Source organism: Pseudomonas bharatica CSV86 (assembly GCF_000319305.2).
GTDB classification, from domain to species: domain Bacteria; phylum Pseudomonadota; class Gammaproteobacteria; order Pseudomonadales; family Pseudomonadaceae; genus Aquipseudomonas; species Aquipseudomonas bharatica.
On record NZ_AMWJ02000002.1, the window covers coordinates 2,158,492 to 2,182,958 of the forward strand.

The 24,467-nt window shown below is 64.0% G+C and carries 20 protein-coding genes and 1 pseudogene; 2 read left to right on the plus strand and 19 right to left on the minus strand.

Annotated features, from left to right (window positions below):
* Positions 1-104 precede the first annotated feature (104 nt).
* The 17 genes and pseudogenes from CSV86_RS23690 to hutC form a co-directional block, all read right to left on the minus strand.
* Positions 105-839 (minus strand): amino acid ABC transporter ATP-binding protein, encoded by a 735-nt coding sequence (locus tag CSV86_RS23690; protein WP_009397751.1) that lies wholly within the window; start codon positions 837-839, stop codon positions 105-107.
* Positions 832-1,794 (minus strand): amino acid ABC transporter permease, encoded by a 963-nt coding sequence (locus CSV86_RS23695; protein WP_009397750.1) that lies wholly within the window; start codon positions 1,792-1,794, stop codon positions 832-834. Before CSV86_RS23695 ends, CSV86_RS23690 begins: the two co-directional genes overlap by 8 nt.
* Before the next feature lie 77 nt (positions 1,795-1,871).
* A complete protein-coding gene (locus CSV86_RS23700; RefSeq protein WP_009397749.1) occupies positions 1,872-2,672 on the minus strand; it encodes a transporter substrate-binding domain-containing protein in 801 nt (266 codons plus the stop codon).
* Positions 2,673-2,860: 188 nt separating this feature from the next.
* Positions 2,861-5,434 (minus strand): glucans biosynthesis glucosyltransferase MdoH, encoded by a 2,574-nt coding sequence (mdoH, locus tag CSV86_RS23705; RefSeq protein WP_009397748.1) that lies wholly within the window; start codon positions 5,432-5,434, stop codon positions 2,861-2,863.
* On the minus strand, positions 5,427-7,169 hold the full coding sequence (locus tag CSV86_RS23710) for a glucan biosynthesis protein G (protein ID WP_311985864.1): 1,743 nt from the start codon (positions 7,167-7,169) through the stop codon (positions 5,427-5,429). The genes mdoH and CSV86_RS23710 overlap by 8 nt, the downstream gene beginning before the upstream one ends.
* Positions 7,170-7,434: 265 nt before the next feature.
* Complete coding sequence (gene dtd / locus CSV86_RS23715; protein WP_009397746.1) at positions 7,435-7,872, minus strand: D-aminoacyl-tRNA deacylase; 438 nt, start codon at positions 7,870-7,872, stop codon at positions 7,435-7,437.
* Positions 7,869-8,840 carry a prolyl aminopeptidase gene (pip, locus tag CSV86_RS23720; RefSeq protein ID WP_009397744.1) on the minus strand — a complete coding sequence of 324 codons (972 nt, stop codon included), beginning with the start codon at positions 8,838-8,840 and terminating at the stop codon, positions 7,869-7,871. Before pip ends, dtd begins: the two co-directional genes overlap by 4 nt.
* A 297-nt stretch (positions 8,841-9,137) precedes the next feature.
* Entirely contained in the window at positions 9,138-9,938 is an 801-nt protein-coding gene (hutG, locus tag CSV86_RS23725; RefSeq protein ID WP_009397742.1) for an N-formylglutamate deformylase, read from the minus strand.
* A gap of 9 nt (positions 9,939-9,947) precedes the next feature.
* Positions 9,948-11,153, minus strand: coding sequence for an imidazolonepropionase (hutI, locus tag CSV86_RS23730; RefSeq protein ID WP_009397740.1), 1,206 nt, complete (start codon positions 11,151-11,153; stop codon positions 9,948-9,950).
* 15 nt (positions 11,154-11,168) lie between these two features.
* Positions 11,169-12,704 carry a histidine ammonia-lyase gene (hutH, locus tag CSV86_RS23735; protein WP_009397738.1) on the minus strand — a complete coding sequence of 512 codons (1,536 nt, stop codon included), beginning with the start codon at positions 12,702-12,704 and terminating at the stop codon, positions 11,169-11,171.
* A gap of 21 nt (positions 12,705-12,725) precedes the next feature.
* Complete coding sequence (hutH, locus tag CSV86_RS23740) at positions 12,726-14,249, minus strand: histidine ammonia-lyase (RefSeq protein WP_009397737.1); 1,524 nt, start codon at positions 14,247-14,249, stop codon at positions 12,726-12,728.
* 8 nt (positions 14,250-14,257) lie between these two features.
* Positions 14,258-15,088, minus strand: coding sequence for a quaternary amine ABC transporter ATP-binding protein (locus CSV86_RS23745; RefSeq protein ID WP_009397736.1), 831 nt, complete (start codon positions 15,086-15,088; stop codon positions 14,258-14,260).
* The gene (locus tag CSV86_RS23750) at positions 15,085-15,936 is read right to left on the minus strand and encodes an ABC transporter permease (protein WP_009397735.1); all 852 of its coding nucleotides are present in this window, start codon (positions 15,934-15,936) and stop codon (positions 15,085-15,087) included. The genes CSV86_RS23745 and CSV86_RS23750 overlap by 4 nt, the downstream gene beginning before the upstream one ends.
* Before the next feature lie 30 nt (positions 15,937-15,966).
* Entirely contained in the window at positions 15,967-16,935 is a 969-nt protein-coding gene (locus CSV86_RS23755; protein ID WP_009397734.1) for an ABC transporter substrate-binding protein, read from the minus strand.
* Between the two features lie 116 nt (positions 16,936-17,051).
* Positions 17,052-18,731, minus strand: coding sequence for a urocanate hydratase (gene hutU, locus CSV86_RS23760; protein ID WP_009397732.1), 1,680 nt, complete (start codon positions 18,729-18,731; stop codon positions 17,052-17,054).
* 320 nt (positions 18,732-19,051) lie between these two features.
* Positions 19,052-19,629, minus strand: a pseudogene (locus tag CSV86_RS23765) (HutD/Ves family protein).
* The gene (hutC, locus tag CSV86_RS23770) at positions 19,626-20,336 is read right to left on the minus strand and encodes a histidine utilization transcriptional repressor HutC (protein ID WP_167654034.1); all 711 of its coding nucleotides are present in this window, start codon (positions 20,334-20,336) and stop codon (positions 19,626-19,628) included. The pseudogene CSV86_RS23765 and the gene hutC overlap by 4 nt, the downstream one beginning before the upstream one ends.
* A gap of 142 nt (positions 20,337-20,478) precedes the next feature.
* Between hutC and CSV86_RS23775 the strand changes: the two genes are divergently transcribed.
* Together CSV86_RS23775 and CSV86_RS23780 are read left to right on the plus strand one after the other, a co-directional pair.
* On the plus strand, positions 20,479-21,843 hold the full coding sequence (locus CSV86_RS23775) for a formimidoylglutamate deiminase (RefSeq protein ID WP_009397726.1): 1,365 nt from the start codon (positions 20,479-20,481) through the stop codon (positions 21,841-21,843).
* 425 nt (positions 21,844-22,268) lie between these two features.
* Complete coding sequence (locus tag CSV86_RS23780) at positions 22,269-23,234, plus strand: IS110 family RNA-guided transposase (protein WP_009397694.1); 966 nt, start codon at positions 22,269-22,271, stop codon at positions 23,232-23,234.
* Positions 23,235-23,544: 310 nt separating this feature from the next.
* On the opposite strand, the gene CSV86_RS23785 is transcribed toward CSV86_RS23780, so the two are convergent.
* A complete protein-coding gene (locus CSV86_RS23785; RefSeq protein WP_009396125.1) occupies positions 23,545-24,108 on the minus strand; it encodes a lipocalin family protein in 564 nt (187 codons plus the stop codon).
* Positions 24,108-24,362, minus strand: a complete 255-nt coding sequence (gene bamE / locus CSV86_RS23790) for an outer membrane protein assembly factor BamE domain-containing protein (protein WP_009396124.1) — start codon at positions 24,360-24,362, stop codon at positions 24,108-24,110. The genes CSV86_RS23785 and bamE overlap by 1 nt, the downstream gene beginning before the upstream one ends.
* Positions 24,363-24,467: the final 105 nt, after the last annotated feature.

Consider the following 24,467-nt stretch of genomic DNA (forward strand, 5'->3'; position numbering starts at 1 on the left):
GCAGTGAAGAACTGCTACCCACAGGGTCACCACTGCTCTCCAGAGCAACGAAGCACCTGTGGGAGCTGGCTTGCCAGCGATAGGGCCCGGAAGAGCGAAGTAGCTTAGAGAACCTGGCGCAGGAAAGCCTGGGCCCGCAGGTCCTTGGGAGCAGTGAAGAACTGCTCCGGCGGCGAATCCTCCAGCAGCTTGCCGTGATCGAAGAACAGCACACGGTCTGCCACTTCCCGGGCAAAGCCCATTTCATGGGTCACGCAGACCATGGTCATGCCTTCCTGGGCCAGGGTCTTCATCACGTCCAGTACCTCGCCGACCATTTCCGGGTCGAGCGCCGAGGTCGGCTCGTCGAACAGCATGACCTTCGGGTCCATCGCCAGCGCCCGGGCGATCGCCACCCGCTGCTGCTGGCCGCCCGAGAGCCGCGAGGGGTATTCGTTGGCCTTCTGCCCGATCCCCACCTTCTCCAGCAAGGCTTTCGCCTTGGCTTCGCGCTCGGCCTTGCCGCGCTTGCGCACGACCTTCTGTGCCAGACACAGGTTCTCCAGCACGGTCATGTGCGGGAACAGGTTGAAGTGCTGGAACACCATGCCGACTTCACGGCGGTAGGCATTGATATCGGTCTTCGGGTCGGCCAGTTGCAGCCCGTCGATGGCGACGCTGCCGGAGTCGAAGGACTCCAGGCCGTTAAGGCAGCGCAGGAAGGTGGATTTGCCCGAACCCGACGGGCCGAGCACCACCAGCACTTCGCCCCGGGCGACCTGGGTGGTGACGTTATCCACGGCGCGCACCACCATGCCGCGCGTATCGAAGACTTTGGTCAGATCACGGACTTCAATCACTTTGCGCAAGCCTCCGCTCGAGCCGGCTGGCGAAGTGCGACAGCGGCAGGTTGATCAGCAAGTACAGCCCGGCGACGCAGAACCAGATCTCGAAGGTGGAGAACGAGGTAGTGATCGCTTCGCGGCCGCTCTTGGTCAGTTCGGTGATGGCGATCACCGACACCAGCGAGGTGTCCTTGACCAGGCTGATGAATTGCCCGGCCAGCGGCGGCAACACGCGCTTGAATGCCTGCGGCAGGATCACGTGGCGCATCGACTGCGAAGCGTTCAGGCCCAGTGAACGTGCCGCCTCGCCCTGCCCCTTGGCGATGGACTGCACGCCGGCCCGGACGATCTCGGCCACATAGGCGCCGGTGAACAGCGCCAGCGCCGCCACCCCGGCGAACTCCCGGGACAGGTTGAGCACGGTGCCGATGAAGAAGTAGAAGATGAAGATCTGCACCAGCAGCGGCGTACCGCGAACCAGCTCGACATAGACGGTGGACAGGTCGCGCAGGGTCGGGTTGCTCGACAGCCGGCACAGCCCGGCGAACAAGCCGATCACCAGCCCGGCGATGCCTGACGCCACGGAGATCCAGACGGTGGTCCACAGGCCCCAGGCCAGCGGGCCGGCGGCCCAATGGTGGGTCAGGCCGATCAGATCGCCTTCGGCCACATCATCGCCCTGGGACAGCTGCACGCTGGCCTGGTCGACTTCCAGCACCTGGTCGTTGCCGTCTTCGTCACGCAGGGTCACCACGGCGCTGTCGCCCTTGCGCACGATCTCCTGCACCGTGCCGTAGCCGGCAGCGCGATGGGCTTCTTCGGCCTGGTAGGCGAAGTACTGCGGTACACGGTTCCAGCGCCACTCGTAGGAAATCATCGAGGTAGCGAAATACAGACTCAGCGCCAGTCCGACCAGGACCAGCGCGGTCAGCCCGTGCCAGGGCCACTGGGCTTTCTTGTGTTTGATCACGTTGAGGGTTCCGTAAATGCGAACGCGCAGGACAAGCCTGCGCGTCGGGTTTCAAGCCTGGGCGTGGAGCCTGGGCCTTATTCCATGTCCTTCAGCCATTCGGTCTTCTTGAACCACTTGTCGTGGATCCGGTCGTAGGTGCCGTCGTGCTTGATCTGGTGCAGGAAGTTGTCGATGAAGTTGAGGCTGTCGTAGTCGCCCTTCTTCAGGCCGAAGGCCAGCGGCTCGTAGGTGAACGGCTCGTCCAGGTAGACCAGCTTGCCGTTGCCGACCTTGGTCAGGGCGACGACGTTGTAAGGCGCATCGTAGACGAAGGCGTCGGCCTTGCCGTTGACCACGTCCAGCACGCCTTCCTGCTCGTTGTCGTAGCCGTGGTACTGGGCCTTGCCGATCAGTTTCCTGGCGATCATTTCGCCGGTGGTGCCCAGCTTGGAGGTCAGGCGGTATTCGGCGCTGTTCAGGTCCTTGTACGACTTGATCTTGCCTTCCAGTTCCTTGCGGATCAGCAGGGTCTGGCCGACGACGATGAAGGGCTCGCTGAAGTTCAGCTTGAGGTTGCGCTCCTGGGTCAGGGTCATGCCGCTGCCGATCATGTCGAACTTGTTGGTCATCAGGGCCGGGATGATGCCGTCGTAGGCAGTGGACACCAGCTCCAGCTTGACGCCCATGGACTTGGCCATGGCCTTGAGGATGTCCACTTCGAAGCCGATGATCTCGCCGCGCTTGTTGGTCATCTCGAAGGGCATGTAGGTCGGGTCCATGCCGACGCGCAGGGTGCCGCGCTTGACCGCGTCATCGATCGCACCGGCGTGTGCCGAGCCCACCGCCAAGGCGGCCGCGACGCCGGCCAGCAGCATCGACAGATACTTTTTGAACATCACCACTTCCCCAAAACAGGAAACCGCTCGAATTTTATTGTGCGCGCGAAAAGTCCTACAGACGACGCGCCATAGTCGGGGTGGGATGCTAACGCATGAGCGGCACGGGACCTAGCGTCCGTGAAGACTTTGTTACTCATTGATACCAGAAAACGCAAACGGGGCGACGAATGTCGCCCCGTTGCGGGTCAGGCGTTGGCCAGGGCCGGCTGCGGCGCCGGCTCGGGATGCAGCGGCAGCAGCGGCGAGTGCGGATCGCTGGCGATCGACTTGCGCCATGGGTCCAGCCAGGCCGCGTTCTGCTCGGCCCAGACCTGCTCGTGCAGGCGCGCCAAGGCCACCGGATCGCTGAGCAGGGCCAGGCGGGTATTGCCGTCCAGCCCGGACGGGCCGACCTGCAGGGCCTTGGCGATACGCTCGGCGCGCAGCGCCTCGATCGGTTCGACGGTGCGATGGCGGGCAGTCGCCAGGGCACAGGCCAGGGCGTTCTGCTTCGGATCGACCACGGCGCGGACGAAACCGTCCTTCAGTGCGTGCCAGCGGTTCTCGTGGGTGTACTGGTCGGTCGCCAGCAGTTCCTGGGGCGTCGAGTACTCCTCGGGAATCAGGAACAGCTTCTCGTCCTTGGCGCGCAGCCCCAGATTGACCCGGCTGGAGATCACCGAGACCGGGATCGACAGGGTCAGCGAACCGACGATAGGCACCAGCCACCACAGGAAGCTCGGGTTAAGCCAGGCCACCAGCAGGGCCCAGGCCACGCCCAGCAGGGTCTGCGGGCCATGCCTGCGCACCGCTTCGCTCCACGGCGTGGAATCGTCGTCACGCTGCGGCGAGTTCCAGGTCGCGGCCCAGCCGAGGAACGCGGCGAGCACGAAACGGGTGTGGAAGATCATCCGCACCGGCGCCAGCAGCATGGAGAACAGCATCTCCAGGAGCATCGACAGGGTGACCTTGATGCGCCCGCCGAACTCGGTCGCGCCCTTGGCCCAGATCAGGATGACGCTGAGCAGCTTGGGCAGGAACAGCAGCACGATGGTGGTGGAGAACAGCGCGATGGCCTTCTCCGGATGCCATTGCGGCCACAGCGGGTACAACTGGCGTGGTTCGAGGAAGTACTGCGGCTCCATCAGGGTGTTGGTCGCCAACAGTGCCGTCGACAGCACCAGGAAGAAGAACCACAGCGGCGCCGACAGGTAGGACATCACCCCGGTAAGGAACACCGCGCGGTGCACCGGGTGCATGCCCTTGACCAGGAACAGGCGGAAGTTCATCAGGTTGCCGTGGCACCAGCGACGGTCACGCTTGAGCTCGTCGAGCAGGTTCGGCGGCAGTTCCTCGTAGCTGCCCGGCAGGTCGTAGGCGATCCACACGCCCCAGCCGGCACGGCGCATCAGCGCGGCTTCGACGAAGTCGTGGGAGAGAATCGCACCGGCGAAGGCGCCCTTGCCCGGCAACGGCGCCAGGGCGCAGTGCTCGATGAAGGGCTTCATGCGGATGATCGCGTTGTGCCCCCAATAGTGCGACTCGCCCAGTTGCCAGAAGTGCAGGCCGGCGGTGAACAGCGGGCCGTACACGCGGGTAGCGAACTGCTGCATGCGCGCATACAGGGTGTCCATGCCCGAAGCCTTCGGCGCGGTCTGGATGATCCCGGCGTCCGGGTTGGCCTCCATCAGGCGCACCAGGCTGGTCAGGCATTCGCCGCTCATCACGCTGTCCGCGTCGAGTACCACCATGTAGCGGTAGTCGCTGCCCCAGCGACGGCAGAAGTCGTCGAGGTTGCCGCTCTTGCGCTTCACGCGGCGACGGCGGCGGCGGTAGAAGATCCGCCCGAAACCGTTGGTTTCGCGGCAGACATCCAGCCACGCCTGTTGCTCGGCCACGGCGATGTCGGTGTCGTTGGTGTCGCTGAGAACGAAGAAGTCGAAACGGTCCAGGTCACCGGTGGCGGCGACGGACTCGAAGGTGGCGCGCAGGCCGGCGAACACCCGTGGTACGTCTTCGTTGCAGATCGGCATGACCAGCGCGGTGCGCGCGCCCTTCTCGATCGGCTCGTTGCCGGCGCTGCTTCCGGAAATGCGGTACTTGTCGCGCCCGGTGAGCAGTTCGAGGAAGCCCATCAGCGCGGTCCAGAAACCGGCCGAGACCCAGCAGAACAAGATGCCGAAGAGGATCAGGATGCTGGTCTGCAGGGCATACGGCCAGACCTGCGTTGCAGTCTGCAACAGCGGCTGGTGCATGACCTCTTCGAGATCGACGAAGGACCAGCCCTGGTACGGCAGGATGCCTTTCATGTACCAGCCGGCGACCAGCGTCTGGCCGATCATCAGCGCCAGCAGGATATAGCGGCGCATGGAGCCGACCCAGCGCCAGCGCGCCGCCGGCAGCTCGCGTTTTTCCGGGGCCGGGGCGTTGGTGCGCCCGGTCAGCCGGCGCCAGCCGCGCACGAGGATGTTGGTCCGCCACGGCTCGGGCACCACCCGGGTGCGCCGGATCGGCGGGGTCGCCTTGAGGCAGACCCGGCCGTTGGCGTCGAGGCCGAGCATCTCGACCTCTTCCATATCGGTAGCCGTGAGCAGGTTCAGCCGGCTGCCTACCGAACCCTGGGTGGGTTCGGCATTGGCAGGGGCCGGGTGCGCCGACAGGCGCTGGTGCAACTCGCTGAACGAGTTGCAGCTGGCGAGTTCCGCCCGCTGCTCGTCGCTCAGTGGAAGGTGGGCCAGATACTCGACGAGTGGTTCCGGCCGTGCTGAAGAGTTACTCATCGGCAGGCAACTGATAGCTCCAGGTCTCGGTCAGCACCTGTTCGGTGGTGGCCGGGGCCTCGGTGGTGGGCGCCGCTTCAGCGGCAGGCTGCTCGGCAGGTTGCTCGGCCTTGGCGGTTTTCGCCGCAGCCTTGTCATGCTTGGCAGGTTTTTCCTGTTTCTTCGGCTCTTCCTGCTTTTCAGGCTTGGCCGGCTCGACCGGTACATCACGAACCAGGGCGGCGCGCATTTCCACGGCCTTGCCCGGATCCTTGACCTTCATCCGCAGGGTCAGGCGCCAGCCCTTGATTTCAGGGTTGTAGCGCAGGTTGTTTTCCACCAGCTCGGCGTTGTCGTCGAGACTGACCTGGCTGCGCACCGCGGTGTCTTCCGGGAGCTTGGCGAGGGCGGGGCCTTCGAAATCGACCAGGAAGGCCACACTGCCGTCAGGCTGGCGAATCAGGTTGGACTGCTTGACGTCGCCGGTGGAACGCATGGTCTGCTTGACCCAGCCAAGGTCGGGCGAGTGGAACTCCGACTCGTCCATGGTCCAGTGCAGGCGGTATTCGTATTCGATCGGGGTACCCGGCTCCGGCAGTTTTTCCGGGCTCCAGAAGGCCACGATGTTGTCGTTGGTCTCGTCGGCGGTCGGGATCTCGACCAGGTCGACGGTGCCCTTGCCCCAGTCGCCCTTCGGCTCGATCCAGGTGCTTGGACGCTTCTGGTAGTTGTCATCCAGGTCTTCGAAGAAGCTGAAAGCGCGATTGCGCTGCAGCAAACCGAAGCCACGCGGGTTTTCCACGCTGAAGTTGCTGACGGCCAGGTGTTTCGGGTTGTTCAGCGGACGCCACAGCCATTCGCCGTTGCCGGCATGGATCGACAGGCCTTCGGAATCGTGCAGCGAAGGACGGTAGTTCGGCACGCGGGACGGCTGGTTGCTGCCGAACAGGTACATGCTGGTCAGCGGCGCGATGCCCAGGCGGCTGACGTGGTCACGCAGGAAGACTTTCGACTGCACATCGACGATGGTGTCGGATCCCGGACGCAGGATCAGCTTGTAGGCGCCGGTGGAGCGCGGCGAATCCAGCAGGGCGTAGATCACCAGGTGCTTGTCGTTGGGGTTCGGGCGCTCGACCCAGAACTCGGTGAAGCGCGGGAATTCTTCGCCGGACGGCAGCGCGGTGTCGATCGCCAGGCCGCGGGCCGAGAGGCCGTACACCTGGCCCTTGCCGACCACGCGGAAGTAGCTGGCGCCGAGCAGGGTCATGATCTCGTCCTGCTTGTCCGCCTTGTTGATCGGGTAAAGAACGCGGAAACCGGCGTAGCCCAGCTTCTCGGTGGCCTTGGCATCGAACTGCAGGTCGCCGAAGTCGAAGCGGCTCGGGTCGTACTTGATTTCTTCGACAGTGGTGGCGGTGACTTCGTTGATTTTCACCGGTGTGTCGAAGTGCATGCCCTGGTGGTAGAAGGACAGCTCGAACGGCGTCTTCTCCCCGGCCCACTCGGCCTTGTCGGCGCGGAAACGGATCTTCTGGTAGTCAGCGAACTTCATGTCGCGGAACACGGCCGGCAGATTGCTTTTCGGTGCTTCGTACTTTTGTCCGGCCAGGTCCTTCGCCTTGGCCGCGACATCGTCAAGGTTGAACGCCCAGAGCTGGCCGGAGCCGAGCAGGCACATCAGTGCCGAACCCGCGATCAGGGCCTTGCGCAGCCGGCTGGCAGGCGTTCTTGGAGCATCAAAGGGACTTACAATCACGAGCAACCCTCGCCGAATACTGATCTAAAGAACCAACGGCCAGCGACACATGCCGGGTTGGCGAGCACTGTTCGGACTCCGAAAGGGCTCAATGATTCCCCAAACGGTTCCGTACAGTTCTCGAGTCAAGGTTAAACAGGCCGTCGAATGCCGGCCCTGTGTAGCGCGCGATTATCTAGCAGGCGGCGTTACAACGCATCAGGGCCAGCCAACTATTTTTGCTGCCAAACCCCTTGTTTTCCTGCAAACAGGGGGAATTTTGTCTTCATATTTGTAACATAAATGTTACGGGGCCATCATTGACCAGATGAACCTGCATGTCGGCACCGAATCGACCGCTGCCGACAGTGCCGTGCTTGAGCCTCGCCTGGGCCAGAAGGTAGTCGAACAGCTCGGCGCCGAGGGTCGGTGGCGCGGCGGTGGAGAAGCTTGGACGCAGGCCGCTGCGGGTATCGGCGGCGAGGGTGAACTGTGACACCAGCAGCAGGCCGCCGTCGATGTCCTTGAGGGAAAGGTTCATCTTGCCCTGCGGGTCGCTGAAGACCCGATAGTTGAGCAGCTTGTGCAGGAGCTTGTCGGCATGCTCCGGGGTGTCGCCGGGTTCCACCGCGACCAGCACCAGCAGGCCCTGGTCGATCGACCCGACGATTTCCCCTTCTACCTCCACCCGGGCGCCACGCACCCGTTGCAACAGGCCCTTCACGCTTCTTCCAGAGGCAGGTCGAGCAGGCGCCGGGCCATCTGGTCGGCGGCGCGCACCAGGGCGTCGGTGATGCCCGGCTCGGAAGCGGCATGACCGGCATCACGGATCACCTTCAGCTCGCTGTTCGGCCAGGCCTGGTGCAGTTCCCAGGCGTTGTCCAGCGGGCAGATCACGTCGTAGCGGCCGTGCACGATCACTGCCGGCAGGTGAGCGATCTTCGGCATGTCGCGGATCAGCTGGTTTTCTTCGAGGAAGGCGTTGTTGACGAAGTAATGGCATTCGATACGGGCGATGGACAGCGCGCGCTGCGGCTCGGAGAAACGGTCGACCACCAGCGGGTTCGGACGCAGCGTCGCGGTGCGGCCCTCCCAGGTGGACCAGGCCTTGGCCGCATGCATCTGGGCGATCTGGTCATTGCCGGTAAGGCGCTTGTGGAAGGCCTGGACCAGGTTGTCGCGCTCTTCCAGGGGGATCGGCGCGATGTAGTCCTGCCAGTAGTCCGGGAACAGGCGGCTGGCGCCAGCCTGGTAGAACCATTCGATTTCCTGTGGGCGACACAGGAAGATGCCGCGCAGGATCAGGCCATGGACGCGCTCGGGGTGGGTCTGGGCGTAGGCCAGGGCCAGGGTCGAGCCCCAGGAGCCGCCGAACAGCACCCACTTCTCGATGCCAAGGTGCTTGCGGATGCGTTCGAGGTCTTCGACCAGGTGCCAGGTGGTGTTGTTTTCCAGGCTGGCGTGGGGCGTGGAGCGGCCGCAGCCCCGCTGGTCGAAGGTGATGATGCGGTAGACGGTGGGATCGAAGTAGCAACGGCTCTGCGCATCGCAGCCGGCGCCGGGGCCACCGTGGATGAACACCACCGGCAGACCTTCCGGTGAACCACTTTCATCGACGTACAGCACATGCGGTGCTTCGACTGCCAGATCGTGCCGGGCGTAGGGTTTGATCTGTGGGTACAAGGTCTGCATTACGCACTCCGTGTGGGAATTGTTCGGCCGTTCGGCATCATAAACCCGAAATGCGCTTTGAGCATGCCCCGTTGGGTCAAGTGTTGTTCAGGTAATCATATGCTGCGCTCCGGGGCCTCATCGCTGGCAAGCCAGCTCCCACAGGGTTTTGCGGCGCTGCGGACACCGTGAAGCATGCCCCGGTGGTCAAGTGTTCTTCAGGTAATCATGTGTATCACTGGCAAAGCCACCCACAGGTTCACCACCTTCCTTGAAAGCGGCGCCGTACCTGTGGGAGCTGGCTTGCCAGCGATTGCGTCAGTTGTATCGCCGCTGAGCCCAGCCCAGAACCTCTTCCAGCAATCCGCGCAACACCCCCTGCGTCGGCTCCGCCAGATCCTCCCGATAGGTAAATGGCTCAACCTCCTCCATATATGTGCTCTGCGCCAGCTCCAGTTGCACTGCATGGATATCCTGCGCCGGATCGCCGTAATGCCGGGTGATATGCCCGCCCTTGAAGCGCCCGTTCAGCACATGGGTATAGCCCAGCGCCCCGGCACACACTGCCTTCAACCGCTCGGCCAGTTCAGCATCGCAGCTCGCGCCGTTGAACGTGCCCAGGTTGAAGTCCGGCAGTTTCCCGTCGAACAGATGCGGCACATGGGACCTGATCGAATGCGCATCCCACAGCAGCGCATAACCAAACTCCGCCTTCAACCGCGCCAGTTCGTTGCGCAAGGTGTCGTGATAGGGCCGCCAGATGCTTTCCAGATAACCCGCCCGCTCGGCCGCCGACGGCACCTTGCCGTGCTCGAACAGCGGCTCGCCGTCGAACAGCGTCGCTGGGAACAACCCGGTAGTCGCGCCGACATACAGCGGCTGGTCATCCTCGGGCCGGTTCAGGTCGATGACGAAGCGCGAATACTCCGCCGCCACCACGCTGGCGCCCATGCCGCGGACGAAGTCGTACAGCCGCGGGATGTGCCAGTCGGTATCCGGCAGGCTTCGCGCCGCCGGGACCAACCCGTCGCGTACCGCCGGGGTCAGCTTCAGGCCGGCGTGGGGCATGCTGACCAGCAGCGGCAGCCTGCCCTGGTGAAAACTCAGAACCTTGTCCATCGTCGTGCCTCAATCAGTCAGTTCGACGCCGTGGCGCACCACGCGCTTGTCCAGTTCACCGCCGAGCCAGTAGGCCAGGTCGGCTGGACGCTCGATATCCCAGGCAACGAAGTCGGCGACCTTGCCCACTTCCAGCGTGCCATGGCTGTCGCCCAGCCCCAGCGCCGTGGCGGCATGGGTGGTCACGCCAGCCAGCGCCTCTTCCGGGGTCATGCGGAAAAGGGTGCAGGCCATGTTCAACATCAGCCGCAGCGACAGCGCCGGCGAGGTGCCGGGGTTGAGGTCGCTGGCGATGGCGATCTTCACCCCGTGCTTGCGCAGGGCATCCATCGGCGGCAGCTGGGTTTCCCGCAGGTAATAGAAGGCACCGGGCAGCAAAACGGCGACGGTGCCGGCGGCGGCCATGGCGATGCAGTCGTCCTCGGTCATGAACTCCAGGTGATCGGCGGACAGCCCGTGATACCGCGCCGCCAGGCTGGAACCCGCCAGGGACGACAACTGTTCGGCATGCAGCTTGACCGGCAGGCCCAGTTCCTGCGCCTTGATGAACACCCGCTCGACCTGCTCCGGCGAGAACGCCAGGTATTCACAGAAGGCGTCCACCGCATCCACCAGACCCTCGGCGGCCAGGGCCGGAAGCATCACTTCGCAGATGTGGGCGATGTAGTCGTCGCTGCGGTCCTTGTATTCCGGCGGCAACGCGTGGGCCGCCAGGCAGGTGGCGCGCACGGTCAGCGGCAGGGTTTCGCCGAGGCGGCGGGCGACCTTGAGCATCTTGCGCTCGTTTTCCAGGTCGAGGCCGTAGCCGGACTTGATCTCCAGCGTCGTCACCCCGTCACGCATCAGCGCCCGCACCCGGCGCAGGGCGCTGGCATACAGTTCGTCTTCGCTGGCGGCGCGGGTTGCACGCACGGTGCTGGCGATACCGCCGCCCTGGGCGGCGATCTCGGCGTAGCTGACGCCCTGCAGGCGTTGTTCGAATTCGCCGCTGCGGTTACCACCGAACACCGTGTGGGTGTGGCAGTCGACCAACCCGGGCGTGACCCAGGCGCCGCCCAGGTCCACCGGGCTTGCCTCGCCAATGTCCGGTAGCGAGCCGCGCGGCCCGATCCAGTCGATACGCCCGCCGGAAGTGACGATAGCCGCATCCTCGATGATCGAGTAGCTGCCGTTGGCCATGCTCGCCACATGGCAGTGCTGCCAGAGGGTCTTCATTGCTCGTGCTCCCGCTCAGTCCAGGCTCGGCAGCACGCCGCCCGGCAGCAGGCCGGTCAGGCGAGCTTCGGCCAGCAGTTCGACGGCAATCTCGATATCCGGGGCGAAGAAGCGGTCCTTGTCGTAGTGCGGTACGCGATCGCGCAGGGTCTTGCGCGCCTGCTCCAGCTTGACCGAGGTCTTCAGCCCGGTGCGCAGGTCCAGGCCCTGGCAGGCGCCGAGCCATTCGATGGCGAGGATGCCGCGGGTGTTCTCGGCCATCTCCCACAGGCGCTTGCCGGCCGCAGGGGCCATGGACACGTGGTCTTCCTGGTTGGCCGAAGTGGGCAGGCTGTCGACGCTGTGCGGGTGGGACAGCGCCTTGTTCTCACTGGCCAGGGCGGCAGCAGTGACCTGGGCAATCATGAAACCGGAGTTGACCCCGCCGTTTTCCACCAGGAACGGCGGCAGCTGCGACATGTGCTTGTCCATCATCAGCGAGATGCGCCGCTCGCTCAGCGAGCCGATCTCGGCGATGGCCAGGGCCAGGTTGTCGGCGGCCATGGCCACCGGCTCGGCGTGGAAGTTGCCACCGGAAACCACATCGCCCTGCTCGGCGAACACCAACGGATTGTCGGAAACGGCGTTGGCTTCGATGGCCAGCACTTCGGCGGCCTGGCGCAACTGGGTCAGGCAGGCGCCCATGACCTGCGGCTGGCAGCGCAGGGAGTACGGATCCTGGACCTTGCCGCAGTGTTCATGGGAAGCGGACACCTCGCTGCCTTCGCCGAGCAGGTCGCGGTAGCAGGCCGCCGCGTCGATCTGCCCGCGCTGGCCACGGGCGGCATGGATGCGGGCATCGAACGGCGAGCGCGAGCCGAGCACCGCTTCGACGGTCAGGCCGCCGCAGGCGATGGCAGCGGCGAACAGGTCCTCGGCTTCGAACAGGCCGCGCAAGGCATAGGCGGTCGAGGCCTGGGTGCCGTTGAGCAGCGCCAGCCCTTCTTTCGCCGCCAGGGTCAGCGGCTTGAGGCCGGCGATAGCCAGCGCATCCACGGCCGACAGCCATTCGCCCTTGTGCCGGGCCTTGCCTTCACCCAGCAACACCAACGACATATGCGCCAGCGGCGCCAGGTCGCCGGACGCACCCACCGAGCCTTTCAGCGGGATATGCGGGTAGACCTCGGCATTGACCAGGGCGATCAGCGCATCGATCACCACCCGGCGGATCCCCGAGAAGCCGCGGCTCAGGCTGTTGATCTTGAGCACCATGATCAGCCGGACCATGGCGTCGTCCAGCGGCGCGCCGATGCCCGCGGCGTGGGACAGGACCAGCGAGCGCTGGAGGTTTTCCAGGTCGTGGCTGGCGATGCGGGTCGAAGCCAGCAGGCCGAAACCGGTATTGATGCCATAGGCGGTGCGATCCTCGGCGAGGATCCGCTCGACACAGGCGACGCTGGCCTCGATCTGCGCCGCAGCGCTGGCCACCAGGCTCAGGCGCGCGGGGGTTTTGTAGATGCCGCGCAGTTCGGCGAGGCTGACCTGGCCGGGAATCAAGTTGAAGACTTGCATGTTCAGGCTCCTTGTATGAGGTCAGAGCAGGGTCGGCAGCACGTGCCGAGGGCCCTGCGGCTGTTTGAGCAATGCGGCCGCACGGGCGATGTCCGGCGCCAGCCAGCGGTCCTGCTGGTAGGCCGGGACCTGTTCGCGCAGCAGTTGCCAGGCGCGTTGGGTACCGGCGCCAAAGCGCTGCTCCTTGAGAAATTCGAAGGCCTGGGCCGCCAGCAGGTACTCGATGGCGAGGATCTGCGTGCAGTTTTCCAGGGCTTTGTGCAGCTTGAGCGCGGCACTGGTGCCGAGGCTCAGATGGTCTTCCTGCAGGCCGGAGGTGACGTAGTTATCCACAACTGCCGGCTGGGCCAGCTGGCGGTTTTCCGCGCACAGCGAAGCGGCGACGTACTGGACGATCATCATCCCGGAATTGACTCCCGGTTCACTGACCAGGAACGCCGGCAGCCCGCTGACATGCGGGTTGACCAGGCGATCGAGGCGGCGCTCGGCGATCGAGCCGGTCTCGGCCACGGCAATCGCCAGCAGGTCGGCGGCCATCGCCACCGACTGGCCGTGGGGGTTGGCCTGGGATATCACCCGGAAATTGTCCGGAGTACCCAGCAGCAAGGGGTTGTCGGTGGTCGAGTTGAGTTCGGTTTCGATCTGCCGTGCGGCGTGGGCAAGCTGGTCGCGGGCAGCGCCGTGAACCTGGGGAATGGAACGGATGCTCAGGGCGTCCTGGGTGCGGATGCCCTTGCTGCTGGCGATCACTTCGCTGCCGTCGAGCAAGGCCCGCAGGTTGGCACCGACCTGCTGCATGCCCGGATGCGGCTTGAGCGCGATGATGTCGGCATCGAACGCGGCGATCTGCCCGCGCAGCGCCTCGAAGCTCATGGCCGAGACGATATCGGCCCATTGCAGCAGGTGGCTGGCATCGGCCAAAGCCAGGCAGCTCAAGCCAGTCATGCACGGCGTGCCGTTGACCAGGCACAGGCCGTCCTTCGCGCCAAGCACCACCGGTTTCAGGCCTTCCTCGGCCAACGCTTCGGCCGCCTCGACGATCTGCCCGCGATAACTGACCTTGCCCACACCCAGCAGGCAGATGCCGACATGGGCCATATGGGTCAGGTAACCCACGGAGCCCTGGGACGGCACCTGCGGGGTGATGCCGCGCTCCAGCAAGGCCAGGAGCATTTCCACTACCGGCCGCTGGATCCCGGACTTGCCGTGGCTGTAGTTGACGATGGCGGCGCAGATGATCGCCCGGGTCTGCTCGTCGGCGAGCACCGGCCCGACCCCGCAGGCATGGCTGAGCAAGGTGTTGCTCGACAGCCGGCGCAGTTGCTCGCCTTCCAGGGCGACGTTGCACAACGCGCCCAGGCCGGTATTGACGCCGTAGGCGCGCTCGCCGCTGTCGACGATGCGCCGGACGATGGCCTGGGCATTCTCGATCCGTGCCCAGGCACTATCGGCCAGGGCCAGGCGGGCACCGTGGCGGGCCACGGCGACGATGTCCTGCCAGCGCAGCGGGGCGTCGGCGATCACCACAGGTTCGGATTGCTGCATGACGGTCCTCATACGGTGGCGGCGCGGCGCTGGACGAAGCGATCGACGTATTCGTCGGCCGGCGAATGGAGGATCTCCCGCGGCGTGCCGACCTGGATCAGGCGGCCGTCCTTGAGGATCGCGATGCGGTTGCCGATGCGCACGGCTTCATCGAGGTCGTGGGTGATGAAGACGATGGTCTTGTTCAGGGTCTTTTGCAGCTCCAGCAACTGGTCCTGCATTTCTGCGCGGATCAGCGGGTCGAGGGCGCTGAAGGCTTCGTCCATGAGGATGATGTCGGTATCCGCCGCCAGGGCCCGGGCCAGGCCCACGCGCTGGCGCATACCGCCGGACAACTGGTGTGGCCAGGACTTCTCGTAGCCCTTCAGGCCCACGGTGGTGATCCAGTGCTGGGCGCGCTCGGCGCACAGTTGCTTGCTCTCGCCACGCACCTTGAGCCCGTAGGCGACGTTTTCCAGCACGGTCTTGTGCGGCAGCAGGCCGAAGCTCTGGAACACCATGCTGATCTTGCGCCGGCGGAATTGGCGCAAGGCTTCCATGTCGTAGCCCATGATGTCCTCGCCATCCACCAGGATCGCCCCGCTGGTGGGGTCGATCAGGCGGTTGAAGTGGCGCACCAGGGTTGATTTGCCCGAGCCGGACAGGCCCATGATGACGAAGATCTCGCCAGCACCGATGGACAGCGACAGGTCGTTGACCCCGACCACGCAGCCGGTCTTGGCCAGCACCTGCTCCTTGCTGTGGGATTCGCGGATCAGTTGCAGCGCTTCGTCCGCGCGCTGGCCGAAGATCTTGAACACGTTCTTCACTTCGATCTTGTTCATCGCCGCCGTACTCATTTGCTCACCTCATGCCGCGCCCGGCCGTAGGCCTGGGTAATGCGGTCGATCACCACCGCGAGAATCACGATTGCCAGCCCGGCTTCCAGGCCACGACCGACGTTCAGGGTCTGGATGCCCACCAGCACGTCCTCGCCCAAGCCACGGGCACCGATCATCGAAGCGATCACCACCATCGACAGGGCCATCATGGTGGTCTGGTTGATCCCGGCCATGATGCTCGGCAGTGCCAGCGGCAGCTGCACGCCGAACAACTGCTGCCAGCGGTTGGCACCGAAGGCGTTGATCGCTTCCATGACCTCGCCATCGACCTGGCGAATGCCCAGGTCGGTCAGGCGGATCAGCGGTGGCGCCGCGTAGATCACCGTAGCGAAGATCGCCGGCACCTTGCCCAGGCCGAACAGCATCAGTACCGGGATCAGGTACACGAAGCTGGGCATCGTCTGCATGATGTCGAGCAGCGGCATGAGGATCGAACGCAGGCGGTCGCTGCGCGCCGACAGGATGCCCAGGGGAATGCCGATCAGTACCGAGATCAGCGTCGCCACCAGCATCAGCGCCAGGGTCTGCATGAGCTTGTCCCACAGCCCCACGGCACCTACCAGGAACAGCAGGCCGACGATCACCAGGGTCGGCAGCGCACGGCGGGTGGCGTGCCAGGCGATACCGGCGACGATCGCCAGCATCAGCCACCAGGGCGTAGCCCGCAGCAGGCCTTCGAGATTGACGATGGCCCACAGCAGGGTGTCGGAGATCTGCCGGAATACATCACCGTAGTTGGTCACCAGCGCATCGACCCAGCCGTTGACCCAGTCGGCGATGGAGAAGGTAAGTTTTTCGGGGAACATAGGGTTCACTCATCAGGTGGTCGGGTTTGCTCAGAGCGCTGCGTCGATCTTCTTCGCCGCGTCCTCGCTGACCCATGCATGCCAGACTTCAGGATGTTCCTTGAGGAAGGCCTTGGCCAGCTTCGGCGACTCGATGCGCTCCTTGCTCATGCGCGCCAGGTTCTGGTTGAGCAGGTCGAGGGGCAGGTTGACCTTCTCCAGCACCGCGACCAGTTCCGGAGCGCCTTCATGGAAGGCTTTCGACAGGCCGACCTTGATGCTCACGCTCTTGTCGACGCCGGGCTTTTCGTCCAGCTTGACCAGGTCGACCTGGCCCATCAGCGGAGTCGGGGTCCAGTAGTAGAAGAGGATCGGCTCGCCGCGCTTGTAGCTCGACAGCACCGCCGCATCCAGTGCCGGGCCGGTGCCCGGACGGAAATTGGTATAGCTGCTTTCCAGGCCGTAGTCCTTGAGCATTTCGGTATTGTCCAGCTCGCAGGTCCAACCGGCCGGGCAATTGTAGAAGCGCCCCTTGGAAGGCTCCTCCGGGTCCTTGAACAGCGCTGCGTACTGGCCGAGGTCGGCGATGGCCTTGAGGTTCGGCGCCTTGGCCTCCAGCTTGCGCTTGGCGTCGCCTTCGATCACATAACGCGGCACGTACCAGCCTTCGATCGCCCCCACCACCGGAGCGCCGACGCCGACCACCTTGCCGGCGGCCTCGGCCTTCTTCCAGACCTCGCTGCGGCCCACCCACTCTTCGGCGAAGACCTGGATGTCATTGGTGCCCAGGGCGTTTTCCATGGTGATGGAGTTGCCTGGCAGGCTGTCGGTTTCGCAGCCGTAGCCGTTCTTCAGGACGAACTGCATGACATCGGTCAGCAGCATGCCGCTTTCCCAGTTCAGCCCGGCGAACTTCACCGGTTTGCCGGATTCGCACCAGCCGGCGGCCTGGCTCACGCCGGACAGGCTCAACAGGCCAAGGGCACACAGCGACGCAAGCAGGGTCTTGTTGGTTTTCATTGCATGACGCTCCCAATCAGGAAAGTGGATATCGGCAGTTCATAGGCCTTCCGGTCGTCCCTTCCATGAAACGCCGCTGTTGCCGGGGCCGTGCATGGCGGCCCCGGCAACGCGGTTCAGCCGGTGATCATCGGCAGGTTCAGGCCCTGCTCTTTGGCACACTCGATTGCAATGTCGTAACCGGCATCGGCGTGGCGCATCACGCCGGTGCCCGGGTCGTTGGTCAGCACGCGGGCGATACGCTCGGCCGCTTCATCGGTACCGTCGCAGACGATGACCATGCCCGAGTGCTGGGAGAAGCCCATGCCCACGCCACCGCCGTGGTGCAGCGAGACCCAGGTGGCACCGCTGGCGGTGTTCAGCAGGGCGTTGAGCAGCGGCCAGTCGGACACGGCATCGGAACCGTCCTTCATGGCTTCGGTTTCACGGTTCGGGCTGGAAACCGAGCCGGAGTCCAGGTGATCGCGTCCGATAACGATAGGCGCCGACAGCTCGCCACGCCGGACCATTTCGTTGAACGCCAGGCCGAGCCTGGCGCGCTGGCCGAGGCCGACCCAGCAGATCCGCGCCGGCAGGCCCTGGAAACTGATGCGCTCGCGGGCCATGTCCAGCCAGTTGTGCAGGTGGGCGTCGTCGGGGATCAGTTCCTTGACCTTGGCGTCGGTCTTGTAGATATCCTCGGCGTTGCCGGACAGCGCGGCCCAGCGGAACGGGCCGATGCCGCGGCAGAACAGCGGGCGGATATAGGCCGGGACGAAACCGGGGAAGTCGAAGGCATTGGCCACGCCCTCTTCCTTGGCCATCTGGCGGATGTTGTTGCCGTAGTCGAAGGTCGGGATACCCTGTTTCTGGAACTCGAGCATGGCCTGGACGTGCACGGCCATGGATTGCTTGGCGGCCTTGACCACGGCGGCAGGCTCGGTTTTCGCGCGGTCGCGGTACTGCTCCCAGGTCCAGCCGGCAGGCAGGTAGCCGTTGAGCGGATCATGGGCGCTGGTCTGGTCGGTGACCATGTCCGGGCGCACGCCGCGCTTGATCAGCTCCGGGAGGATTTCCGCCGCGTTGCCCAGCAGGGCGATGGAGATGGCCTTGCCTTCGGCGGTGTACTTGGCGATGCGCGCCAGGGCGTCATCGAGGTCCTTGGCCTGTTCGTCGACGTAGCGGCTGGACAGGCGGAAGTCGATGCGGCTCTGCTGGCATTCGATGTTCAGCGAACAGGCACCGGCCAGGGTCGCGGCCAGTGGCTGGGCGCCGCCCATGCCGCCGAGGCCGGCGGTCAGTACCCATTTGCCCTTGAGGTTGCCGTTGTAGTGCTGGCGACCGGCTTCGACGAAGGTTTCGTAGGTGCCCTGGACGATGCCCTGGCTGCCGATGTAGATCCAGCTGCCGGCGGTCATCTGGCCATACATGGCCAGGCCCTTGGCATCCAGTTCGTTGAAGTGTTCCCAGTTGGCCCAGTGCGGCACCAGGTTGGAGTTGGCGATCAGTACACGAGGGGCGTTGGCGTGGGTCTTGAACACGCCGACCGGCTTGCCGGACTGCACCAGCAGGGTCTCGTCGTCATTCAGGTTGGTCAGGCTCTCGACGATCTTGTCGTAGCACGCCCAGTTGCGCGCCGCACGGCCAATACCGCCGTACACCACCAGTTCCTTGGGGTTCTCCGCCACTTCCGGGTCGAGGTTGTTCATCAGCATCCGCAGCGGCGCTTCGGTCAGCCAGCTCTTGGCGGTCAGCCTGGTGCCGCGCGGGGCGCGGATTTCGACGTCACGGAATTTGTTCAGGTTGTTGTCAGTCACGAAAGGGCTCCTCGAGCGATCTATCCAGTCCAAACCCAGGCAGTGGGCCAGCGGTGATACCGGTTTGCTAACGGCGTCGAGGGGATGGCCTGTCCACTCATACGCACACATCTTTACTTGTACATACAAGCATATGCAATTGAATTGCCAATCCCGGGAAACGCTTCATGAAAAAATTCCGCACAGGGCTACAGCCCTTGTGCGACAAGGCCGGGAAATCTTGCAGAGGGAGAGGGAAAACGCTGGAGGGCGGTGCGAGAAGCAAGGTGGCGTTGCGCCACCTTGGGGCATTCAGTAACAAAATGTGCGGCGCTGGTGCGTTACCCGGAAACAGCGATCAGTTCGATCAGGCAGCAGCGCCCGGTGATATCCAGCTCGCGCAGTTGCTGGTTGTCCTTGAGATAGAGGCAGTCGTACAGGCCGAGGGCCTGACCGGGTTGACCACTGATCCCGACCTGCAGCGCCGGCTGGGCGCTGAACAGCAGCACGGTGCTGGCCGAGGTGAATACACGGGCATAGCCGCTGAACCACTGCACCCGCGCGCGGTAACGCTGCGGTGCGTAGATCAGGTTGAAATCGCGGATCGGCCCGCCCAGCAGGCGGCAACTGACCTGGCTGGCACCACTGAACCCGTAGGCGTCGAACGGCAGCAGCACGCGGCTCGGCTGGCCGTCGACTTCCAGGACCATGCCATCGCCTTGCAGCACGGTGATGATCCGCTGGTAACCGGCGAAGCTGGAGAAATCCCCGACTCACCGATATCGGCGATCGACAGGCGCCAGCCGAACCCATCCAGGCCCTGGCCGGCGTCGCGGGTGATTTCTTCGGTACTGCCGCCACCGTTCTTCCACGGCATGCGCGGATAATCGGCGGCGCGTAACAGGGTCAACTCGGTCATTTGCTGAAGCGTCCTTCGAGGCGATGGCGGGAGCCGGGGTGGATCAGGCGCGCGGCAGTCACCGGCTGGCGGCCCGACCAGGTGCGCCGGCGGATCAGCAGGCACGGCTCGCTGTGTTCGATCTGCAGCAGGCTGCATTCATAGGCATCGGCGAGAATCGCCTCGACCACGTGCTCGCCCTCGGTCAGCGGCGCAACCTGGGACAGATAGGCGTAGGGGGTCTGCCGGGTGAAGTCCTGCTTGAGGTAGTCCGGGGCGATCTGCGCATTGACGTAGCGGTCTTCGATCTGCACCGGCACGCCGTTTTCGTAATGCACGATCAACGAGTGGAAAACCCGCTGCCCCTCGCGCATGTCCAGGGCCAGGGCACGCTCGGAACCGGCGGCTTCCTCGGCCAGGGTCACCACCTTGCAACTGTGCTGGTGGCCGCGGGCGGAGATTTCGTCGGCGATGTTGTGCACATCGAACAATGCCGAATGGGTCTTGGGTTCCGCCACGAAGGTTCCGACGCCCTGCATGCGCACCAGCAGCCCTTCGGCGGTGAGTTCGCGCAGGGCACGGTTGATGGTCATGCGGCTGAAGCCCAGCTCGGCAACCAGTTCGCTTTCCGAAGGCACCCGATGATGCGGCGGCCAGGTGCCGCTCTCGATCTGCTGGACGATCATCTGCTTGACCCGGGCATACAGCGGCGCCGGCCCCTCGCCCATCTGGGCAACCAGCGTGGAGACAGGAGGTTTCGGCACTGGAAAAGTCCTTGTTCTATTGAATGAACGGTAGCTTGCCGGAGTTTACCGGGCAGGCAAACGTCTGTATATGTATATACAAATAACAGAACGGAGTGCCGTGTCGATGTCCGTGTACTTTGCCGAACGTGCGTTGCTGCCCAGCGGCTGGGCGAAACAGGTCCGAATCGAGGTTGACGCGAACGGCGTACTGACGTCGATCCAGGCCGGCGCTTCACCGGACGGCGCGGAAAAGCTCGGCGGCCCGCTCCTGCCTGGAATGCCCAACCTGCATTCGCACGCCTTCCAGCGCGCGATGGCCGGGCTGGCGGAAGTGGCGGGCAACCCGAACGACAGCTTCTGGACCTGGCGCGAACTGATGTACCGGCTGGTGGGCAAGATCAGCCCGGAACAGCTCGAGATCATCGCGCGCCAGCTGTACATCGAGATGCTCAAGGCCGGGTATACCTCGGTGGCGGAATTCCACTATGTGCATCACGACCCCCTGGGCAAGGCCTACGCCGATCCGCTGGAACTGTCGCGGCGAATCAGTGCAGCAGCGAGCCACAGCGGGATCGGCCTGACCCTGCTGCCGGTGCTCTACAGCCACTCCGGCTTCGGCGGCCAGGCGCCGAACGACGGGCAGCGGCGCTTTATCAACAGCACCGACCAATACCTTGAACTGCAATCGCGCCTGAAACCCGTGCTGGCCGCACAACCGGCCCAGGCATTGGGCCTGTGTTTCCACTCGCTGCGGGCGGTGACGCCAGAGCAGATCGCCACCGTCCTGGCCGCCAGCGACAAGGCCTGCCCGGTGCATATCCATATCGCCGAGCAGCAGAAGGAAGTCGACGACTGCCTGGCCTGGAGCGGCCGGCGACCATTGCAGTGGCTGTATGAGAACGTCGAGGTAGATGAGCGCTGGTGCCTGGTGCATGCCACCCACGCCGAGGCGGACGAAGTGGCGGCGATGGCCCGGAGCCGGGCGATTGCCGGCCTGTGCCTGACCACCGAGGCGAACCTCGGCGACGGGATCTTCCCGGCCGTGGATTTCCTCGCCCAGGGCGGACGCCTGGGCATTGGGTCGGACAGCCATGTATCGCTGAGCGTGGTCGAAGAATTGCGCTGGCTGGAGTATGGCCAGCGTCTGCGGGATCAGCGGCGCAACCGCCTGTATGGCGCGGCGCAGCCGATGGTCGGGCGGACCTTGTTCGATGCAGCGCTCGATGGCGGCGCCCAGGCGCTGGGGCAGCCGGTCGGCGAACTGGCGGTGGGCAAGCGGGCCGACTGGATCGTGCTGGACGGGCGGGATCCGTACCTGGCGGTGGCCGATGGCGACAGTATCTTGAACCGCTGGTTGTTCGCCGGTGGGGATCGGCAGGTTCGGGATGTGATGGTGAACGGGGTTTGGGTGGTGCAGCAGGGGCGGCATGCTGGTGAAGAGGACAGTGCCGAGGCGTTTGGCCGGGTACTGAGGGAATTGCTCGGTTGAACCTAAGGGCCCTATCGCTGGCAAGCCAGCTCCCACAAAGACCGCGTGCACTGCGAATTCAGGTTTGAATATCAGGGCCTCATCTCTGGCAAGCCAACTCTCATAGAACAAAACATAACTCTTTGATTTGCAGGGACCTTGTGGGAGCGGGTTCACCCGCGATTGCTATTGTGAATTCACTACCGCAATCGCGGCGGTTCGGCGTTCCGATGAACCCGCTTGTATGGTAGGACTTGAAGGGAGGAGGAGGGACATAACTCGCTTCTGACTGTCGCGAGCAGTACAGACCGTGGGAGAAATCACCCCTCCTCCTTTCAGCACCCCAAGCGCCGATAAGGAATGCCTCGTTTGCAAGCGACGATAGATGCAAGCCTGCGCCAGGGTGCGCCCTTCAAGTCCCGTCACGCTACAGAGAGCAGTTAGCAATGGCAATGCCCGTCGTTCCCGTCGAAGCCGGTGTGGATGTCGCCAAAGACGAATTGGTGATTCAAAGCGGCCCAGACACCAAGCCTTTCGCCATCCCCAACACTCCAAAATCGATCAAGACCTGGCTCAAGACAGTACCCAGAAGGTCTGCCCTCGCCATCGAGGCAACCAGCTCCTATCACATGGAGCTTGCCGAGCAGGCTCATGGTGCGGGCTTGAGCGTCTATGTGGTCGATGGTCTCAGGCTGAGCCGCTACCGTGACAGCCTCGGTGTACGAGCGAAGACTGACGCCAATGACGCCACCTTGCTCGCCCGTTTTCTGAACAGGGAACGCGCGTCACTGAAGATGTGGGTGCCGGCACCGCCTGGCCACCGCGAGCTCCAGATGCTGCTGCGACGCCGCGCCAAAATTGTGGAAATGCGCGGCATGATGCGCATGAGTTTGTCGGGAGAAAAGTTGTTCGAGAAAGAACTGGAGGTCATCGAAAAGACGTGCAAACGCCTTGAGCGATTGTTCGAAATGCGTTTGCGCGAAATCGTCAAGGAAACGGGACTTAGGGATCAGTTACGCCGCCTTCAACAGCTGCCTGGTGTCGGTTTCCTCACGGCAGTTGGTTTGACGATGTCGTTCATTCGCGGTGAATTTGCCAACAGCGATGCGTTTGTCGCGTACTTGGGAATGGACGTGATAACGGCTCAGTCCGGGAAGTGGGTCGGCCGAGGGAGATTAAGCAAGCGCGGGGACTCGGAGGTTCGCAGGCTACTGCACAACGCGGCGATGAGCGGCAGTCGAACCCAGACCTGGAAGCAGTTTTACGCACACCATCTGGAGCGAGGCAAGAAGACCACTCAGGCGCTGGTAATCCTTTCACGGAAGATGGCACGGCTGGCCTATGGCTTGATGAAGAGCCAAACGGACTGGAAACCGCAGGTCTATACCGGAGGTGCAAAACCAGTTGGCTGACTGGAGCTGCTGCGCAGCTCACAGCGATTAGACCTCTGAAACAGCCTTACACCTGGGAGCGTCCTCACAGGTGCGACAACCCACGCCTGTAGAAAATGGAGAGGGCAGAAAAGGCCGTCGGCGAAAAAGTTGCCTCCGGCCATAGAATCTCCCACAGGGTACGCGTCGTGCTTTGGAACTGTTCTCTGCGCGACAGCGCAGCCTGAAAGGCTGGGCGGACTCCCACAAATCAGCACAAATCTTGAGGTCTGTGCAGTACCTGTGGGAGCTGGCTTGCCAGCGATAGGGCCCGAAAGAACACCACAAAATCTCAGGGCTTGCGCGCGATGTCCCGGTCCGACACCCGCCATACCAGGCGGGTGGTGTCGTACCCCTGCTGCCGCGCCTTGGCCAGCAGGCTCTCGCGCTCTACCGCCGGCAAGGTCGGCGTACGCGACAACAGCCACAGGTACTTGCGATCCGGATTGCCCACCAGCGCCGTCTGGTAGTCGCTGCTGACATACAGCACCCAGTAGTTGCCCTTCGGCGCCCCGGGCAACTTCATGAACCAGTTATCGAACTGCACCCACAGCTTGTCGGTCTTGCCCGGCTCCTGTGGCGTGGCGCTGCCGCTGGCTTCCTGCCACTTGCCGTCCAGGGTCAGGCAACGATTGAGCACACCCACGCTGCCATCGGCACGCAGGTTGTAATGCGCTTCGGATTGCGCGCAGTCGCGCTGGAAGAACATCGGCAGCCGGGCCAGCTCGTACCACTTGCCCTGATACCGTTTCAAATCGACGTTTTCCACCGTCTTCGGCGGCATGGGCCCGACCTGCGGCGTGGCGCAACCCGCCAGCGCCAGGGCGGTACAGCATGCCAGCAAAGCGCGACGCATCATTTCAGGCCCTGCCCCGCGTACATCAGCACCTTGTCGCCAGCGTACTGGACACTGATGAAGGTCTTTTCATCCCCCCAGGTACAGCTGGACACACCCAGGGCGCCGGAACATTCGGTCGGGCTTCCCAGCAGTTGCTCGACCTCCGCCTTGGTCATACCGGTCTTGAGCTTGGAATAGTTCTCCTGGTTGAGCTTGCTGCAGGCAGCCAGCAACACGCACAGGGACAAGAGGGCGAGGGAACGCACGGACATGAGGGGTACTCCTGGGAATGAGGTGACAGGGGCCAGACCACTGCCGACAGCTTAGAAGGCAAAACCTCACTCCGGTTCCCGAAGGCGTGCGCTTTCGGTAAGCCG

Excerpts from the sequence above, each read along its gene's own strand:
- CSV86_RS23700 (WP_009397749.1), bottom strand. The coding sequence starts at position 2,672 with ATGTTCAAAAAGTATCTGTCGATGCTGCTGGCCGGCGTCGCGGCCGCC.
- mdoH (WP_009397748.1), bottom strand. The coding sequence starts at position 5,434 with ATGAGTAACTCTTCAGCACGGCCGGAACCACTCGTCGAGTATCTGGCC.
- pip (WP_009397744.1), bottom strand. The coding sequence starts at position 8,840 with ATGCAGACCTTGTACCCACAGATCAAACCCTACGCCCGGCACGATCTG.
- hutG (WP_009397742.1), bottom strand. The coding sequence starts at position 9,938 with ATGGACAAGGTTCTGAGTTTTCACCAGGGCAGGCTGCCGCTGCTGGTC.
- hutI (WP_009397740.1), bottom strand. The coding sequence starts at position 11,153 with ATGAAGACCCTCTGGCAGCACTGCCATGTGGCGAGCATGGCCAACGGC.
- hutH (WP_009397738.1), bottom strand. The coding sequence starts at position 12,704 with ATGCAAGTCTTCAACTTGATTCCCGGCCAGGTCAGCCTCGCCGAACTG.
- hutH (WP_009397737.1), bottom strand. The coding sequence starts at position 14,249 with ATGCAGCAATCCGAACCTGTGGTGATCGCCGACGCCCCGCTGCGCTGG.
- CSV86_RS23745 (WP_009397736.1), bottom strand. The coding sequence starts at position 15,088 with ATGAGTACGGCGGCGATGAACAAGATCGAAGTGAAGAACGTGTTCAAG.
- CSV86_RS23750 (WP_009397735.1), bottom strand. The coding sequence starts at position 15,936 with ATGTTCCCCGAAAAACTTACCTTCTCCATCGCCGACTGGGTCAACGGC.
- CSV86_RS23755 (WP_009397734.1), bottom strand. The coding sequence starts at position 16,935 with ATGAAAACCAACAAGACCCTGCTTGCGTCGCTGTGTGCCCTTGGCCTG.
- hutC (WP_167654034.1), bottom strand. The coding sequence starts at position 20,336 with ATGGGCGAGGGGCCGGCGCCGCTGTATGCCCGGGTCAAGCAGATGATC.
- CSV86_RS23775 (WP_009397726.1), top strand. The coding sequence starts at position 20,479 with ATGTCCGTGTACTTTGCCGAACGTGCGTTGCTGCCCAGCGGCTGGGCG.
- CSV86_RS23780 (WP_009397694.1), top strand. The coding sequence starts at position 22,269 with ATGGCAATGCCCGTCGTTCCCGTCGAAGCCGGTGTGGATGTCGCCAAA.
- CSV86_RS23785 (WP_009396125.1), bottom strand. The coding sequence starts at position 24,108 with ATGCGTCGCGCTTTGCTGGCATGCTGTACCGCCCTGGCGCTGGCGGGT.
- bamE (WP_009396124.1), bottom strand. The coding sequence starts at position 24,362 with ATGTCCGTGCGTTCCCTCGCCCTCTTGTCCCTGTGCGTGTTGCTGGCT.